The 16,854-nt window shown below is 33.0% G+C and carries 14 protein-coding genes and 3 pseudogenes; 11 read left to right on the forward strand and 6 right to left on the reverse strand.

The window, feature by feature from the left end; all coding sequences use genetic code 11:
- The first annotated feature begins 301 nt into the window (after positions 1 to 301).
- The 3 genes from B9T24_RS15875 (at position 302) to B9T24_RS15885 (ending at position 1,212) form a co-directional block, all read left to right on the forward strand.
- Positions 302 to 523 carry a hypothetical protein gene (locus B9T24_RS15875; protein WP_086166684.1) on the forward strand — a complete coding sequence of 74 codons (222 nt, stop codon included), beginning with the start codon at positions 302 to 304 and terminating at the stop codon, positions 521 to 523.
- A 14-nt stretch (positions 524 to 537) separates the two neighbouring features.
- Positions 538 to 741 carry a hypothetical protein gene (locus B9T24_RS15880; RefSeq protein ID WP_086166685.1) on the forward strand — a complete coding sequence of 68 codons (204 nt, stop codon included), beginning with the start codon at positions 538 to 540 and terminating at the stop codon, positions 739 to 741.
- Positions 742 to 951: 210 nt separating this feature from the next.
- The gene (locus tag B9T24_RS15885) at positions 952 to 1,212 is read left to right on the forward strand and encodes a hypothetical protein (protein ID WP_086166686.1); all 261 of its coding nucleotides are present in this window, start codon (positions 952 to 954) and stop codon (positions 1,210 to 1,212) included.
- A 40-nt stretch (positions 1,213 to 1,252) separates the two neighbouring features.
- On the opposite strand, the gene B9T24_RS15890 is transcribed toward B9T24_RS15885, so the two are convergent.
- Both B9T24_RS15890 and B9T24_RS15895 read right to left on the reverse strand, forming a co-directional pair.
- Entirely contained in the window at positions 1,253 to 1,492 is a 240-nt protein-coding gene (locus B9T24_RS15890; protein ID WP_086166687.1) for a DUF2171 domain-containing protein, read from the reverse strand.
- Positions 1,493 to 1,821: 329 nt separating this feature from the next.
- Positions 1,822 to 2,442 carry an SOS response-associated peptidase gene (locus tag B9T24_RS15895; RefSeq protein ID WP_086166688.1) on the reverse strand — a complete coding sequence of 207 codons (621 nt, stop codon included), beginning with the start codon at positions 2,440 to 2,442 and terminating at the stop codon, positions 1,822 to 1,824.
- A gap of 337 nt (positions 2,443 to 2,779) precedes the next feature.
- Here B9T24_RS15895 and B9T24_RS15900 point away from each other — a divergent pair, with 337 nt between their 5' ends.
- The 5 genes from B9T24_RS15900 (at position 2,780) to B9T24_RS15920 (ending at position 8,332) form a co-directional block, all read left to right on the forward strand.
- A complete protein-coding gene (locus B9T24_RS15900; protein WP_086166689.1) occupies positions 2,780 to 4,195 on the forward strand; it encodes a cryptochrome/photolyase family protein in 1,416 nt (471 codons plus the stop codon).
- A gap of 453 nt (positions 4,196 to 4,648) precedes the next feature.
- Complete coding sequence (locus tag B9T24_RS15905) at positions 4,649 to 5,116, forward strand: hypothetical protein (protein WP_086166690.1); 468 nt, start codon at positions 4,649 to 4,651, stop codon at positions 5,114 to 5,116.
- Between the two features lie 260 nt (positions 5,117 to 5,376).
- The gene (locus tag B9T24_RS15910; RefSeq protein ID WP_086166691.1) at positions 5,377 to 5,574 is read left to right on the forward strand and encodes a hypothetical protein; all 198 of its coding nucleotides are present in this window, start codon (positions 5,377 to 5,379) and stop codon (positions 5,572 to 5,574) included.
- Positions 5,575 to 5,941: 367 nt separating this feature from the next.
- Positions 5,942 to 6,376 (forward strand): I78 family peptidase inhibitor, encoded by a 435-nt coding sequence (locus B9T24_RS15915; RefSeq protein WP_086166731.1) that lies wholly within the window; start codon positions 5,942 to 5,944, stop codon positions 6,374 to 6,376.
- 660 nt (positions 6,377 to 7,036) lie between these two features.
- Positions 7,037 to 8,332, forward strand: a complete 1,296-nt coding sequence (locus B9T24_RS15920) for a dicarboxylate/amino acid:cation symporter (protein ID WP_086166732.1) — start codon at positions 7,037 to 7,039, stop codon at positions 8,330 to 8,332.
- Between the two features lie 314 nt (positions 8,333 to 8,646).
- Here B9T24_RS15920 and B9T24_RS15925 read toward each other — a convergent pair whose 3' ends face one another.
- Positions 8,647 to 9,537 (reverse strand): LysR substrate-binding domain-containing protein, encoded by an 891-nt coding sequence (locus B9T24_RS15925; RefSeq protein ID WP_086166692.1) that lies wholly within the window; start codon positions 9,535 to 9,537, stop codon positions 8,647 to 8,649.
- Between the two features lie 134 nt (positions 9,538 to 9,671).
- Here B9T24_RS15925 and B9T24_RS15930 point away from each other — a divergent pair, with 134 nt between their 5' ends.
- Positions 9,672 to 11,087 (forward strand): aspartate ammonia-lyase, encoded by a 1,416-nt coding sequence (locus tag B9T24_RS15930; protein WP_086166693.1) that lies wholly within the window; start codon positions 9,672 to 9,674, stop codon positions 11,085 to 11,087.
- Between the two features lie 128 nt (positions 11,088 to 11,215).
- On the opposite strand, the gene B9T24_RS15935 is transcribed toward B9T24_RS15930, so the two are convergent.
- Positions 11,216 to 12,580, reverse strand: a complete 1,365-nt coding sequence (locus B9T24_RS15935; RefSeq protein ID WP_171264930.1) for an amidohydrolase — start codon at positions 12,578 to 12,580, stop codon at positions 11,216 to 11,218.
- A 378-nt stretch (positions 12,581 to 12,958) separates the two neighbouring features.
- Between B9T24_RS15935 and B9T24_RS15940 the strand changes: the two are divergent.
- Positions 12,959 to 13,678, forward strand: a pseudogene (locus tag B9T24_RS15940) (SDR family oxidoreductase).
- 282 nt (positions 13,679 to 13,960) lie between these two features.
- Here B9T24_RS15940 and B9T24_RS15945 read toward each other — a convergent pair.
- Both B9T24_RS15945 and B9T24_RS15950 read right to left on the reverse strand, forming a co-directional pair.
- Positions 13,961 to 14,406, reverse strand: a pseudogene (locus tag B9T24_RS15945) (hypothetical protein).
- 490 nt (positions 14,407 to 14,896) lie between these two features.
- Positions 14,897 to 15,787, reverse strand: coding sequence for a LysR family transcriptional regulator (locus B9T24_RS15950; RefSeq protein ID WP_086166695.1), 891 nt, complete (start codon positions 15,785 to 15,787; stop codon positions 14,897 to 14,899).
- 122 nt (positions 15,788 to 15,909) lie between these two features.
- On the opposite strand from B9T24_RS15950, the pseudogene B9T24_RS15955 reads away from it, so the two are divergent.
- Positions 15,910 to 16,817, forward strand: a pseudogene (locus B9T24_RS15955) (MFS transporter); the annotation flags it as partial.
- Between the last annotated feature and the right edge of the window lie 37 nt (positions 16,818 to 16,854).

Raw genomic sequence — 16,854 nt, forward strand, 5'->3', positions numbered from 1 at the left:
TTTTTATTAATTCGACTTAGGTATATGCTAATAATGTCATTAATAATTGGACTGATATTGCTATAAATTAAAATATTGAATAGGAATAGAATCATGTCTAAATCACAGTCTCAAAATCAAACAGATTCTCATCAAAGGAATCAACCGATAAAACAGCCTCATCATTTACCACAGCAAGACCATAGGCATAATGAACAGAGATCATCTGAGAAGCAATCACAGGTGCAGAAATAAAAAAATTGTATTCAAAACTTAAGTTTTAAGGGGGCTCAGGTCCCTTTAAATAGTTAAGGAGTCAATGATGCACATCAGACCAGTTAAAGCATATAAGATGAATGAAGACTTTAAAACTTTTCCCAAGCTCATGTATATGGGGGAATATGATGACGATCGTCATTTAATTAATGTATATGATTCATCAAAGGAAAAATTAACAAAAATTATAGGGACTTATCAATGGATATCGAATTCTACTGGTGAGATTTTTTTTATAGAAGAGGATTATCCTTATCTAGCAAATTAATAAGGCTATGTGAGATGAATACAACATATCCACAAAAGTTAGTTACATTTTATAAATTGGAAAGCCCTGATATTCATAGAGGAGTTTGGGCTAATTATGATAAAAATGGAAATTTTATAAACCTTACGAATTATTATGGTAAGGAGTTAATCCTTCTTGAACAGGATCGTGTAAATATTGATGGAAAAATATGGGTTTGTAAGGAGTCATTCAGATAAATTAAAATAAATACGATCTAAATGATGAGGTATTATTTTAATGTGAACATAAAATTATAATTTTTATTATATAGGTTTTTTATAAAATAAATATATGTCATAAAGTAAAATAAATAAAACGATTGGTCATTAAATAATAAAATATTAAGGAAATATTGGAGAGTTTAATGTATATTTATTTTCTGATGCTGCGAATACAGCGAGTAAAAAATGCTACCAAAACAATTGAAAATACTAAGCACTGTTTTAGCCATTTTGGGTATAGCCGCGTTTTTCATATTTCAGTATGTTATGCAGCCAGAAAAATTAGCTGGTTTTACAGAAGGGACGGAACAATACAATGGTTACCGCTATGCTAAAGACAATCAACTTAAGTCCATAGATCAGTGTGATGATGAAAAAGATGATCCAACAATAAATTTTAATCAAGAATTTTTTGAAGGCTGTAAACAGTACTTTAATCATCAATAAGCCCTTCCAAATAAAAAGGGCTTACTTTTGAATAGTTACTTTAATCTTGAGCGGTAACCCAGTGACTTTTTACTTCTTCAGCGTCTTTATTGAGCATAACTTGATTATTGTTAATCTCATTAACCCATGTAAGGGGAATAAAATGATGATGACCATCTTCATGTCTGGTTAACTTAAGCTGATCTGACCCTTGAAGATGATCTACGGTTCCTACTTTTGTCCCACATAATGCAATAACATCTGCATGTTTAGTAATGTCATTCACATTGATAGTCGTCATGTCATACCTCTCCTATAATAGCGGTAATCTTGCCTATCTAATTTAAGACATTCTGAAATTTTTATCGTATATATATGCAAAAGCAAACAAAACGTTAACTAAGTTTACCTTTATGGATCAGTATCATTTTTAAGCCATTATTTTGGAATGATTGAGGTTGAAATATGAGCTATTCTTTTGCGTATTATTCGTTGTTGCGCTGCTTGAAAATAAAATAGCTTAGAACTGATTGCTAAAGTTTTGCTAATCAATAAATAACATTCTTATCTAATTAAAATAGCAGCTTTTAAATAAGGTTGTACATAAATAAAAGGTCATTAAAATAGATTTTATTGATGAATTTTTTTAGGTACAGCTACATACTCATCTTTCATTGCAACGAAAAATTGAGTTGCTTCACTGGATGTGCAATTTAACCAATCTGTTCTATTTTCTTCAGGGATGACAATAATTGAGCGCTTTTCATGGTTTGGTGCATGGAACTGCTTCATAAAAGGGTGCTGATCGGCATTGATGGTTAACAGACTCATAGATCGAATCGGTTGATTATTGATGACCGCATTTTCATAGATTGCAGCCATAGTGAAGGGTAAGCCATCTTTACGAGAAATTTCATACCAATAAGGTTTTTCATCGATATATTTGGGTTCAAAAATAGCATCGACGGGTATTAGGGCAAATTGATTTTTATGCCATGCATGCCGAAAACTCGGCTTTTCAGCGACAGTTTCAGTTCTGGCATTGTAGGTGTGACGACCATATTTTAACTCTTTAGCCCAAGATGGAATAAGACCAAACTTAGCAAGATCCCATTCTGGCTGATCTGCACCATGTATTAAAATGGGTGCATCATATAAAGGGAAAACATCTTCAGGAAATTCAAATGGAGGTTCAGAAAGACCCAGCAGATATGCTCGATTTCGTTTGATGGCTTTAAAATTTGCACACATCAGCAGCCCCTTTGTTTCTATTCATTCTTATGATTAAAGCAAATAGAATGAATAATGATCATGAATTTTACAAATTTGGTACTTTAAAAATCTTTACTGTATAAGGTTTACGAATATTTTCAGGCTAGAAATTCAATCAGCAAAATAGTTAATCGCAGTAGTTCGAATATGAGTTGTATAGTTGATGATGATTTGAATGAATTTCGACAATTAAACAGACTTAAATAATATTAATAACGAATGATCTAAAGTACAAAACTTGTGTTTCATGCTGTTTTTATGTGTTTATTTTTCATAAAATAACAATGAGTAAATATCTTGAGCTTTTGTAATGTCTATGCAATTAATTTGGTTTCGACAAGATTTACGCATTCAAGACCATGCGGCACTTTGGCATGCCACACAAGCAGGTTCTTGCGTTGCTTTCGTGGCCATATCATTTGGTCAATGGGCTTTACATGATGATGCAGCAATTAAAATAGATTTTTACTTAAGACAACTACAAGAGCTTAAAAAACAGTTAAAAAATTTAAATATTCCATTAGTGATTCAGGAAGTTTCTTGTTGGAAAGATATTCCTGAGGTTATTTCTAAGCTTACACAAAAACTGGATATTGAATGTATACATGCAAATATTGAGGTTGGTGTAAATGAGTTAAATCGAGATGCTGAAGTTCAAAAATTGCTCGAAAAATATAATAAAACATTTGAGTTGTATCATGATCGTACTCTATTTCCTGTAGGGGCTGTTCGCAATAAAACAAAACAACCGTATCAAGTTTTTAGTGCATTTAAGAAACAATGCTATGAACAGCTCAGTTTGAGTTTGCCCCAGTGTTATCCTCAAATTGAAGTACAGGCCGATCTTCCGAATAACGAGGTTTGGGATGAGTCAGCTTTGACTATTACATATGAATATCCAAAATTTATTAAAAAACAACAAGCTCACTGGCCTGTAAGTGAGGAATATGCCTTAACGCTATTAGATGATTTTATCAATCATAAAGTGATTAACTATCATAAAGAACGTGACTTTCCTCATTTAGATTCCACCAGCCAATTATCACCCTATTTAAATTTAGGGATTATTTCCATTCGTCAATGTATTCAAGCTTTATTTCGGCTACAACACGGGCATTTTCAGATAGAGCAATTGGGTCAGCAAACATGGTTAGATGAATTATTATGGCGTGAGTTTTATCAACATACGCTTTTTGATTTTCCGCAACTTTCTAAACATTATCCATTTAAGGCAAATACACAGAAAATCCAATGGCGGGATGCACCCGAAGATTTAGCTGCTTGGCAGCAAGGGCAAACAGGTATTCCTATTGTAGATGCAGGAATGCGCCAGTTGCTAGAAACAGGTTGGATGCATAATCGTGTGCGTATGATCACAGCCATGTTTCTGACTAAAAATTTATTGATAGATTGGCGACTGGGAGAACAATGGTTTATGCAACATTTGGTTGATGGTGACTTAGCAGCAAATAATGGGGGGTGGCAATGGTGTGCCTCTACAGGCATGGATTCAGTACCTTATTTTCGGATATTTAATCCGATCACTCAATCACAAAAATTTGATCATAATGGTGACTATATTCGTCAGTGGGTTCCTGAATTGGCACATTTAGATGCTCAAATAATCCATGAACCTTATAATAAAAATCCCGATCTGAGTTTAAATTATCCTAAACCGATTGCAGACTTGAAACAAACCCGAATTCGAGCAATTGAAGCTTTTAAGGTGTAAGCGTCATTAACTGAAAAATTAACGAGCTTGAAAACGATGAGTGATTATAGAGAGAATGGAAGCTGTAAACATTATGCTTATGCAGCCGAATTTCTTATTGATTTTTATACTTTTAAACAGTGAATAATCATTTTTTTATACTGTGGAAGGTGAGTTAATTCAATAGACAGTCACAGATTAGCAATGATATTGAGCACATCGAGGAGATGACTGATTTCTCATCTTGGATGTAGGAAATAATGAAGTTTGGGCAGAAATAACATTAAAATGAATGATTGAAGCTTTTACACATGTGAAAATTGGTGTAGCTATTTTGTCATATCGGTGATTAGATTGCTTAAATGAACAATAATTCGGCTGAAACGGCATTTTTTTGTCGCGATTAACAAGCCTTTCCCATTTTTCGGTATTATATAAATATTAAAGAATGTAAAAACAACAGGAATTTTCTATATGATGAAAAAACTAGCTGCCTTGGTATTTGGCTCTTTACTTGTGACGGGTTGTGCAACAACGCAAAATGTTGAAAATGTCAGTACGGTAGGGCTTTTAATTTGCAAACCAAATGAATTGTGTCCCATCGTAACCGTCAGCTGGAATGAATCACATAAAGATTTACTGAAATTAAGAATGAGTTTGAATAGTACGAAAAATCAATATGACATTCAGAAAGTGATTTTTGAGAATGGGCAGCAATCTTATTCATTTAGTCCTATAGGTAAGACAGAGCAGGACTTTGTTCTTGGAAATTATCGTTCACGTAACAGTATTATTACACCTGTTAATCTTATGAATAATTTACGTGGCTCCGATCAAATTTTAATGAATATCTATACAGATAAAGGTGTTATTTCACGTTATGTTTATAAAGATGGTCAGGAAGCTTTAATTTATAAAGAATTTAAAAGTGTTTATAAGTAACTGTTAATCCTTAAGAGTTAGTCAGTATATGAAGCCGTTCGAAAGAATGGTTTTTTTTTCTTGGAATCATCCATTTTTAAAGAAATAACTACAGAAGAAAAAATCCTCAATAATCAATAATATGTTAGAGAACATAAAGAGTTAAATTATATAATATCTGCTATTTTGTGATATATGTCGCATTTATGTTTAATAAGTTGATGTTTATTGCATATCTATGTAATATTTCAATATTGATTTCTTTTATATTAGAGACGACTATGATTTTTTGGGATGGAGAAAATGTACTTCCTGAACAGGCTGGGAATTTCAAAAAATATTTAAAAAATTACTTGGCTAAGTCAAACTATGAACACCTGCTGGATGACAAAAAATTCAATTACGACAGTACGAGTGATGAGTTTCTGGATGCCGATATCCAAGAGTTCTATCATTTATGGACTATAACTATTGTTTAAAATAAAATTCATTCTAAGAATAAAAAACGTCTAAAAAGGACGTTTTTTTATTCAAAGACATTGAATATAGTATTTTTAAAATCTTGCATTGATAATCAGTTTTTAATGTCTATATTGCTCAATACATGAGTTACTTTATCAAAAATATAAAATAATTTTTTATGTAAATTACTGAAATTTATTGTATTTAATTTAAAAATAAGCAGCGTGTATCAGTTTAGTCCAGTTGTTTTGTGACACTTTTTCATTGAAAATTATTATAGGCTTATTTCACCGAGAATAGACAGGATTTTTATTTTAAACAATTAAGAAATTGATAATTTATCTATTTTTGATATCTTTATATTTTGCTAAGAATTTTTAAATGATGAAAAAAATTGTATTTTTGGGATTGATGATTTCTTCTCTTACAGCATGTTCAGCTATGCAAAACAAAAACACGGATACACCAAAGATCGGTATAGCAAATCCTGCTAGTGAGTATTGTATTAGCCAAGGTGGAAAACTAGAAATCAAAGACGAAGCGAATGGTCAAGTAGGTTATTGCCACTTATCAAATGGTCAAGTTATCGAAGAATGGAAATTTTTCAGAGATAGTCAAAAAGAATGTTTACCTGAAAAGGCTCAGGAGCTAATAGGTCAATCTGCGCTTACGGATGATCAAATTAAACAAAAAACTCAATCTGAAATTATCCGCCGTGTTGCACCCGGTCAGCCAGTGACGATGGACTATCGTTCAAATCGTATTACAGTAACGATTGATCCTGTTTCTAAGAAAATTACACAGGCGAATTGTGGTTAATTTTTTGATGATAATGATTGAAGGATAAAACTAAGAACATAAAACTTTAAAGCTCAACCTCGGTTGGGCTTTCGTTTGATTAGAAATAGGGATGTTAGATCAAGCCTACAATTTTAAAAAATAAAAAAACTTTTATTGAAATGATTTGAGGTCAGTAAAGTTTATTTCTTTTCAAGAAAACCAATCAAATTGATGAATTTCCATTGTTCGTCTTTACCCAAGCGATAAAAAATTTTAGAGATGATCGGAAATCTGCTCAGCCCCAGTGAATTTGTCTTATCGCTGGATCGAATGTATGCACCGTAAAATGTAAGATTATTTTCTAAATGGGTATTTTGTTCTGAACCATAATATCTAGAAATTTTTCTTTAAAATCTGTTGAATATGCCATTTATTTATCGTCTATATTTTTTAGGATTGAGTTATAAAGTAAGTCTAAAGAATAATTTTATGCATTTTTTGCATGCCATAATTAATTTTTGCATTATCGTTTTTTCCAAAAAAAAGTAACACTTGCCGCAGTTAATTGCTTAATCAGTGATTTTGCATCCAGCTCCTAGAACAAAGCCTACATAAATTGATTCACATGGAATGTCATCAATGCCTTGGTATAGAGGCAAGAAACTTGATGCAAAGAAGATTAAAGACGGAACTATTTTTATGAACCAGAAAAAATTGCTCAAATATATTTTGATCGCAATGATATCGGGAATACTCGTTGGTTGGGCCTTTCATAGTACTTTAACGACTGCACAAACAACGGAAATCGCAGCATACTTTAAGATTGTTACAGATGTATTCTTAAGATTAATTAAAATGATTATTGCACCTTTGGTATTTGCAACGATTGTTTCTGGTTTAATCTCAATGGGTAAATCATCTTCTCTGGGATCGATTACCTTAAAGGCGATGAGTTGGTTTATTGGTGCATCGTTTATCTCCCTTTTGCTTGGAATGGGCTTGGCAAATTTATTCCAGCCGGGATCTGGAATGAACCTGAGTATCCCGAAAGAAGCTGTAGATGTGGGTGTAAGTGCCACCAGTCTAAGCTTACAGATATTTATTACGCATATTTTTCCGCGTAGTTTTGCAGAAGCGATGGCAAATAATGAAATATTACAAATCCTCGTTTTTTCAATTTTCTTTGGTTCAGCACTCGCTTATGTTCAGCATCAAAGCGAAGCGACTGTGATTGGCCGAATTATTGATGAGCTTTGCCGAGTCATGTTCCGCATTACAGATTATGTAATGGCCTTTGCACCTATCGCAGTTTTTGCCGCAATTGCGTCTGCCATTACCATTCAAGGGCCTAAGTTACTTCTCGATTACAGTATTTTTATTGGACAGTTCTATGTCGGGTTGCTCATCCTTTGGACAATTTTAATTTCTTTCGGTTATATCTTCTTGAAAAAAGATGTTTTCCGATTGATGCGATTGGTGCGTGAACCGACCATGTTGGCATTTGCCACAGCCAGTAGCGAATCGGCTTACCCAAAAACCATGGAAGCTTTAGATAAATTTGGTGTGCCAAAACGTATTACTAGCTTCGTTCTTCCATTGGGTTATTCGTTTAATCTCGATGGTTCTATGATGTATATGGCATTTGCCGTGTTATTTATTGCACAAGCCTATAACATTGATTTGAGTTTTGCCCAGCAGGTTTTAATCCTACTCACATTAATGATCACCAGTAAAGGAATTGCAGGTGTTTCTCGTGCATCTATCGTGGTTATTGCATCAACGCTTGCTATGTTTAAACTTCCTGAAGCGGGTATTTTATTAATTCTGGCTGTTGATCAATTCTTAGATATGGGACGCACTGCGACCAATGTCATTGGAAATAGTATTGCCACAGCGGTGATTGCCCGTACTGAAGGCAACAAGCATGATCTCCCTGAAGAAGAAGGCGTTGTTGATACAATTGTTCCTGTGAATCGATTAGCTGATAATAGTTAATGTACTTCAGCAAGGTTTATATAAAATCAATGAAGTAACCACTTAAATAATTTAAAAGGTGATTTTTAAAACGATTAGCATAAATTTATATTGCTATACGTTCCTAAAGATCACCTTTTATTATTTTTGTATATACTATGTAAAATCAAAACTTGATATATTTAAACTTAACGATGCATAAATAGAAAAAATAAAGACCTAAAATTATTTAGGTCATTTAAAAAAATAGTATTAATTTTGTGCTGTATATTAAATACACAGAAATATGTATATAACATATAGGTAATGATTAATTAAGTAAACAAAATGTAAATTTATTCAGTCTGTTTTGTTAATGTATTCCAAATATAGTTAATTCTATTTGAAAATGCCATTTCACGCCTAATAATGTAGATATCTTGAAATAAATTATATTGATTACAGTCAACTACTTTTAATTTATTCTCGGAAATCTCTTTTTCAACTAATAATTTAGGTAACCATGCAATACCTAAACCTTGTAAAACCAACTCTTTTAAATCACTAGCATTATCTGTTTCATATAAAGTTCGATAATCTAATTTATTTTCAATTACTTCATCAACACAATTTCTTAAATATGCTTGTTTACTATAAGCCAACAAAGGGAAGGGCTGATCTAATGAATATTTAGGAGTACCATCATTATTTAATGTCGTTACAGGTAATATTTCCATTTCAACAATTTTATGGCATACGAAAAAAGAAAGATCGAGTTGTTGTAACGTTTTTTGATCACAATAACCAATTAAAAAATCACACGAACCATCTTTAAGTAAACGCATCCCTTGTTTGAGATTAGCAGCAATAATTTCTAATTTTAAATCCTCCATGTTGGTTGATAATTCATGAATAAAGCGAGGAAAAAACTGCGTGATTAAGGAGTGCGATACTGAAAATTTGACCGTTAATTCATTATTCTTAACATTCTTTTCTAGATACTTAATGGTTGTAGTGAGTTGATTTTGTATGTTTTTTGAAGATGCTAATAAGACTTGCCCCGCTTCTGTGAAATCAATATTTTTACTATATCGTTTTAAAATTTGGAAACCCAACGCATTTTCAATGTTCTGGATTCTACGCGTAAATGCAGATTGTGTGACGTGTCGTATTTCCGCCGCTTGGGAAATAGATTTTTCTTGCTCTAGTGCAAGCAAATCTTCAATCCATCTAATTTCTAAGGTCATAATTAATCCTTCACGCATACTTTTATAAATTATAATCTATTATGCAAAAAATGCATGCAGTAATATCTTTTTACATTAGAAAAAAAACAGCTTGCGCTCTAATATTAATTTATTGCTACTCAGAGTCTATTTAAATGAACATTAAGATTAATACACGCACTGAAAAAGATTTATTAGGTTATAAAGAAATTCCTGCTCATTGTTATTATGGTGTACAAACTTTAAGAGCAATAGAAAATTTTAATCTAAGTCAAAATAAATTAAGTCAATTTCCTGTTTTTATTAAAGCACTTGCAATGGTTAAATCTGCATGTGCACATGCAAATTTTAAGCTCAATAAAATTGAAGAAAATAAAAATAATGCAATCCAATATGCTTGCCAACAAATTTTAAATAATCAGTATCATGATCAATTTCCAATCGATATGATTCAAGGTGGCGCTGGCACTTCAACCAATATGAATATTAATGAAGTACTTGCGAATATAGGTTTAGAATATTTAGAACATTCAAAAGGTGAGTATCAGTATTTACATCCAAATAATGATGTTAATATGTCACAGTCTACAAATGATGTTTATCCAACAGCAATTAAAGTTGGATTAATCTCTGCAATAGCTCAATTAAATACTCCATTTGAAAATTTAATTCAAAGCTTTAAACATAAGTCAGATGAGTTTTCTGATATTTTAAAAATGGGCCGTACGCAATTACAAGATGCTGTGCCGATGACTTTGGGTCAAGAATTTGGTGCTTTTGGAAATACCTTACAAAGCGATTTGAACAGACTTAATCAAATCATGCCAGATGCTTTAAGTGTGGTGAATTTGGGCGGTACTGCAATTGGAACAGGTATCAATACTGAAGTTAAATACCGTGAGTATGCGATTGCCTCATTATCAGAAATTACGCAGCGAAATATTAGCAGCGCACCTGATTTAATTGAAGCGACTTCAGATATGGGTGATTTCGTTTTATTGTCTAGCTTGTTAAAACGTACAGCAACTAAACTGTCAAAAATTGCGAATGACTTACGTTTACTTTCTAGCGGCCCTCGCGCAGGTTTAAATGAAATTCATTTAGAACCACGTCAACCGGGTAGTTCAATTATGCCAGGTAAAGTTAATCCTGTTATTCCAGAAGCAATGAACTTAGTCTGTTTCCAAATTATTGCTAACGATTTGGCAATTACTTTGGCAGCAGAAGCAGGTCAATTACAATTGAATGCCATGGAGCCTTTAATTGCTTTCAAACTGTTCGAATCTATTGATTTGTTAGGCAAAGCTATGCAAATGTTTCAACATAAATGTATTGAAAATATACGTGCAAATGCTGAACATTGTCAGGCCTTGGTTGAAAATTCAATTGGTATTATTACCGCGTTGAATCCATACTTGGGGTATGAAACGACCACACGTATTGCTAAACAAGCCAATGAGTCAGGTCAAAGTGTTTTGGCTTTAATTAAAGCTGAAAATTTACTTTCGGATCAAATTTTGGCAGATGTTTTAGCTGTCAATAATATGGTACAACCTAAGCAATATGCTTAATCATCCGTTTGAATTAATTGCTGTATAAGTTAAAAGGAACCTATTATTAGGTTCCTTTTTTATCTCTGAAATATTTTATTGATTATGAATAAAGCGCTAAATCAGAAGTAGGCGCAGCACTATCTAGGTTACTGCAAGGAGTTTACTTCTTTTTTAAGAAATTTTTTTGTCCAAGCTGTCTGTACTTGTTCTGCAACTTTTGGATAATTTATAATAAAGCGAGTATGTAATTCTATCCCAGTTTTTAAAGTTCCGTCATCGACTATAAATTGTGGGTTATGGTTGGGGGCTGCTTTTTCCATATCTTGATTGTTCGGTGTTGCACCAATAAAGACAAATAAAGAGGGCATTAACTTGCCATAATATGCAAAATCTTCACTGGCGCTGGCATTATGTTCAAGTACGTGTAATTTAGAGTCGCCTGCTACAGTTGCTAATGTTGGTTGCATCATTTGAGTAAGGGTTTTGTCATTGGTCGTAACTGGAGCATACGGTGCAATTTCGACTTTAGCTGTTATATCATTTGCAAGAGCATTATATTCAACCATCTTGGGTAAATCTTTTAAAATATTTTGACGGATAGCCTCATTGTTGGAACGAATAGTTCCCACCATATTAACTTGGGCTGGAATAACATTGCCCGCAGTACCGCCTTGAATACTCCCAATGCTTATTACTCCCATACCTTGGGTTAAGTCTGCTCTACGACTCAATAAACTTTGCATGTTATTAATAATTTGGGATGAGGCATAAATTGGATCACGTCCTAACCATGGCATAGAACCATGTACCTGTTTACCATTAACTTGAATACGTAAATGGTCTGCGCTGTTGAGAATAGCCCCATCTTTATAGAAAATATTTCCACTTGGTATGCCAGCCATCACATGCATACCAAAAATCACTTCAGGTGTAGGATTATTTAATGCACCATCGGTAATCATTTTTCGTGAACCAATTTGATCCCCTTGAGTAAAGTTGTCGATGTCTGCACCACCTTCTTCTGCGGGTTGGAATACAAAAATGACAGTACCTGAAATTTTATCTTTATTGGCTGCAAGTACTTTAGCTGCACCAAGCAACATTGCAGTGTGGGCATCATGACCACACCCATGCATAACATATGTTTCTTTACCTTGATACATAGCCTTGGTTTTACTTGCAAAGGGTAGTCCCGTTTTTTCTTCTATGGGCAAAGCATCCATATCTGCACGTAATGCCATGACTGGACCTGATTTTTCACCTTTTAAAATACCAATTACGCCTGTTTTAGCAAAACCAGTTTTGACTTCAATGCCATATGATTTTAGTTCTTTTTGAACCAAGGCAGCTGTTTTAAATTCCATATTGCCGAGTTCGGGATGTTGGTGAATGTGTTGACGGAATTTAATGGTATGAGCTTCTACATTTTTAGCAGAATCATTAATCCAATCTGCAAGGCTAAATTGACTGAATAAAGAAAGGGAGATGTATAGTGAAATTTTTTTATACATGTTCATATTTAATAGAGCTCCATACCCAGTTTTACAATTAAATTTCGATCAATTTTTTATCATGTCATATTTCATAAATAAGAACAGAATCATTAAGGTATAGATTTATTTTTTTAGGGTATATATGAACTTAATGATTCGACAGAAAGTTTCGTTAGATTTAAATTATTGTCGATGTTTGGAAATAATGGATAGGTATTTCGATTTTATTCTTTTTTATCGCTTAGAAGTAGACATGAAATTCTGTACGACTTCCAATTTGAACCCCAGTGTTCTTCTTTGTCTTGGTATAAAAATACACCTTGAATAAAAAACTTGACCTCAACTTAACTTGATATTTTATGCTGAATCCAATGTTAATAATCAATTAAATTGTGTATGAATAGCCTAAGTAAAACATTTTTGATTTATGGTGTCAGCAAAGGCCTAGGAAAAGCGATTGCAAAGTTAATACCAAATTCCATAGATATGGTTTATGGGGGTTATCGTTCAGCTCCAGAAGGCATATATAATTTAAATTGGATTTGTACTGATTTATCCAATTCTGAAGATGTCGTTCATAAGGTCAAAAAAATCGTAGGAGAGGAACAAGTCGATATCCTAATTTATAATGTGGGTATATGAGAAAATAATGCTTTTACAGAGAGTTATGACTTTAAAGAGGTTCCATCAATCGAGTTAAATAAAATAATAAACACAAATATAAGCACCTGTATTCAATCACTCCAATCTTTAATAGATAATTTAAAATTATCTGACAATGCTAAAGTCATACTAATAGGTTCAACATGGGGAGTGGATAACCATAATGGTAAAGAACTAATTTTCTCAGCAACTAAATATGCTTTGCGGGGTGTGGCTCAATCATTAATAGAAATACTGTGTGAAGATCTAATAGGAGTAAGCGTTTTAAACTTAGGGTATTTAGCTACAGAGTATGAAATTGATGTTCCAACAGAATTGATTTTAGCGGAAACAAAGCATTCTTTAATCCCTTTATCTGATGTGATTCAAGCAATAAAATTTATCATTTCTACGACTAATGCAACTTACGTGAAGGAAATATTGATGCTGGCTATGAAAGATAGAAATATTTAATTTTTTTAAATAATTAGCATAATGCTAAATGCCAGAATGGGAAGTTGTTGGAAAAAGTCGATGCTAATCAACTTAAACATCGTTATCAATTTGATACATGAGGGAGAGTTGTATTGCGGGTAAATCAGTTTACTGATGGCTCAGATCAATATGAACAAACAACATTTAGTTATGGTTAGACAGGTGGTTAGATCAAGGCAAACTTATTCAAGCCAATACAAAAGAACGGAGACTAAGTTTACATATAATGATTTAGGGGGCGTCAAAAAAATAATAAGGGGCTTAGGATGTTAGAGAATTGTTACGAAGTGGTTTAAGCAAATCGAGGAATAAATTATCATTACGATGATTGAAGCGATATTCTGTTTCTTTAAGATGAAAATAAAACATCTTTTTGTCAATTCCATTAAACTTGATTAGCCCAAATACAATGGGTTTCCCTGATACATCATACCCTCATTTTCCTCAAACACGACGTGCGCCAAAGTACGATTCATCGAGTTCAATTACACCATTGAAAGGAGATATTTCTTCACATTGGGCAGCAATTTTTTTACGTAATTTAATATAATCATATTGATGGAACGTACCGAAATATTGGTGAGTTTAGCGGTATCTGATGCTGTGAAATCCATGGCAAAAAAGTGAATGATCTGCCTGAATTTTACTTCGCTGATTCTTGAATGGGAATAGTATCTATTTTTACTTTCATATGAGGAAGTTACCATACTTTTCATATGCTCAACTTCCTAGACCCTTCTATATATTATAGGTGCAGGCTTATTCGTCTGAGAATTATATTTGTAAATAAATCCTTATTGATAACCCTACGGGACAGGGACATTTTTTCCGCTACTGCGTTATGTTTTACTTATTTAGAATGACTAAATTTTGTAAAACATGCCTTGTATCGTCTAAACACCTTGCGCCGTATACGGCTCATGTCGCAAGCATCTGTGAAATGTCAACAAACCCTATTTATCGCTTATTACAGCTAAATGTAATTGAATTATAATTAAGCTATCAGAATTGGAATTTTAGTCATACAAAAATATAAATACAGTTAAAATATTATTTTGTAATATATTTTAACTGTATTTATCTGTGTTGAATTTGGAGGTATAGACTGTTGATTAATTTCCAGCTTAAAGTTCATTATTCGTTATAGTTGTAAAATAATTCTGTTTGAAAAAAATCATTTTTTAACGTCATAAATCATTATTTATCTCTAAGTAAACTGTTAATAATACTTGAAAAATTAATCGCAGGCTGACAATCAAAGTCAGTTTTAAAAGCAATTCCAAGGCCAATGGTTGAGGTTTGATTGTTTAAATATTTATATTTAATACCTTCAATTTTTAACTGTTTAGTCGATTCAGGAACCAATGAAATTCCTAAATTAGCGGCAACAAGAGACAAGATGGATATAATCTGCGGAGCCTGTTGACCTATCTTAGGGGTAAACCCGTGTTGTTGGCAGGCATTAATGATTGCTGAATATAATCCAGCACTTATATTCGGTGGGGAAACAATAAAACTCTCATTCTTAAATTGATCTAAATCAATGCTATCTTCATTATTTGGATAATTAATCGGTAAAGCAGCAATTAATTTTTCATTAATGAAATTCTTAATTGTGATTGTTTTAGGATAATTCTCTGGTGGTCTTATGATTGCTATATCTAACTCATTGTTTAATATACTTTCAATTAAAATCAGTGAGTTAGCTTCTTTAAGGATTAGGTTAACATCTGGGTAAGCATGTTGAAAAGTCTGAATCGAAGTGGGAATTAAAGGATTTAAAATAGATGTACCTGTAAACCCAAGACGCAATTCTCCACTTTCACCATTAGCAGTATTTCTTGTTAACCTCACAGCATTTTTAAGTTGATTTTGGATAGGGGATACTGCTTTTAGGAATGTTTGCCCAGCAGGAGTAAGCGTAGCCCCTTGAGAATAGCGATGAAATAACTCTACACCTATTTCTTCTTCTAACTTTTTAATTTGCATACTTAAAGGAGGCTGGCTAATGCCTAATCGCAAAGCAGCTTTCGAAAAGTTTTGCTCTTCCGCGACAGCTATAAAATATTGAATATGACGTATGTCCATATGTTTGATATATACCACTATTGATTGATATATATTATATATATAGTCGAGCGGTATTTAAAATTAGGCATCCTTACAAAGAAGTTTTAAATACTGTCATGAGAGTGCATGCTGTCTTAGCTATAAATTCTGGAATGAGTGAATTCAAAAAAGCCGGCTTTGCGCTTTTTTTATTGGGGTTTGCAAGTTTTTCCCTAATATATTGTGTACAGCCATTGCTGCCAGAATTTACCTCGAGTTTTCATATTGCGCCAAGTGCCAGCGCGCTTGCTTTGTCAATGACAACGGGATTTCTGGCATTTTCGATAATGGGATTGCTTACAGAAATCTTTTCTTGGCGAATTTCTATGGCGGTGCTCGGTTTGATATGTTTATTTTGCGCACTGGGTTTTATAAACTACTGCCTGATTCAAGAAATTTTACGCAGCGCAAAGCCATGAGCTTATCTTTCCATTTAAATGCTTGGCTGGGACATCTGAAAAATATTCAATTGGTTCGGATTTACAGTATTGGCTTTTTGATGGCAAGTGTGTTCGTGACATTATTTAATTATGTGACATTTCGTTTTTCATTAGCTCCATATCATTTAAGCCAAACTCAAATCAGTTTAATTTTCCTCTCTTACAGCTTTGGAATAGTTTCATCTTCAATTGCAGGAAACCTTGCTGACAGAGTTGGTCGTAAGCCAATTTTGTATTTTGGCTTTATTTTAATGCTTGTAGGTGTTTGTTTTACCCTAAGTAAGTCACTATTTTATATTGTTTTAGGAATAGCAATTGTGACAACGGGTTTCTTTATTTCACACTCTATTGCCAGCAGCAATGTTGGAGAGTTGGCGCGTGAAAATAAAGGTCATGCTGCATCACTGTATTTGATTTTTTATTATTTAGGTTCAAGTATTGTTGGTTTAATGAGTGGGCTGATTTGGCAAAAACAAGGTTGGAATGGAATTGTGATTCTCGATGTCTGTTTGATTCTTTTAGCATTGGCCATTATTGCTTTTACCCAGCGAGCAAGAGTATTGGATTAGATTTGGAATTTTTTAATAAAGCAGCATTTATTTGTTT

Source organism: Acinetobacter sp. ANC 4654, from assembly GCF_002135425.1.
Lineage (GTDB): Bacteria > Pseudomonadota > Gammaproteobacteria > Pseudomonadales > Moraxellaceae > Acinetobacter > Acinetobacter kyonggiensis.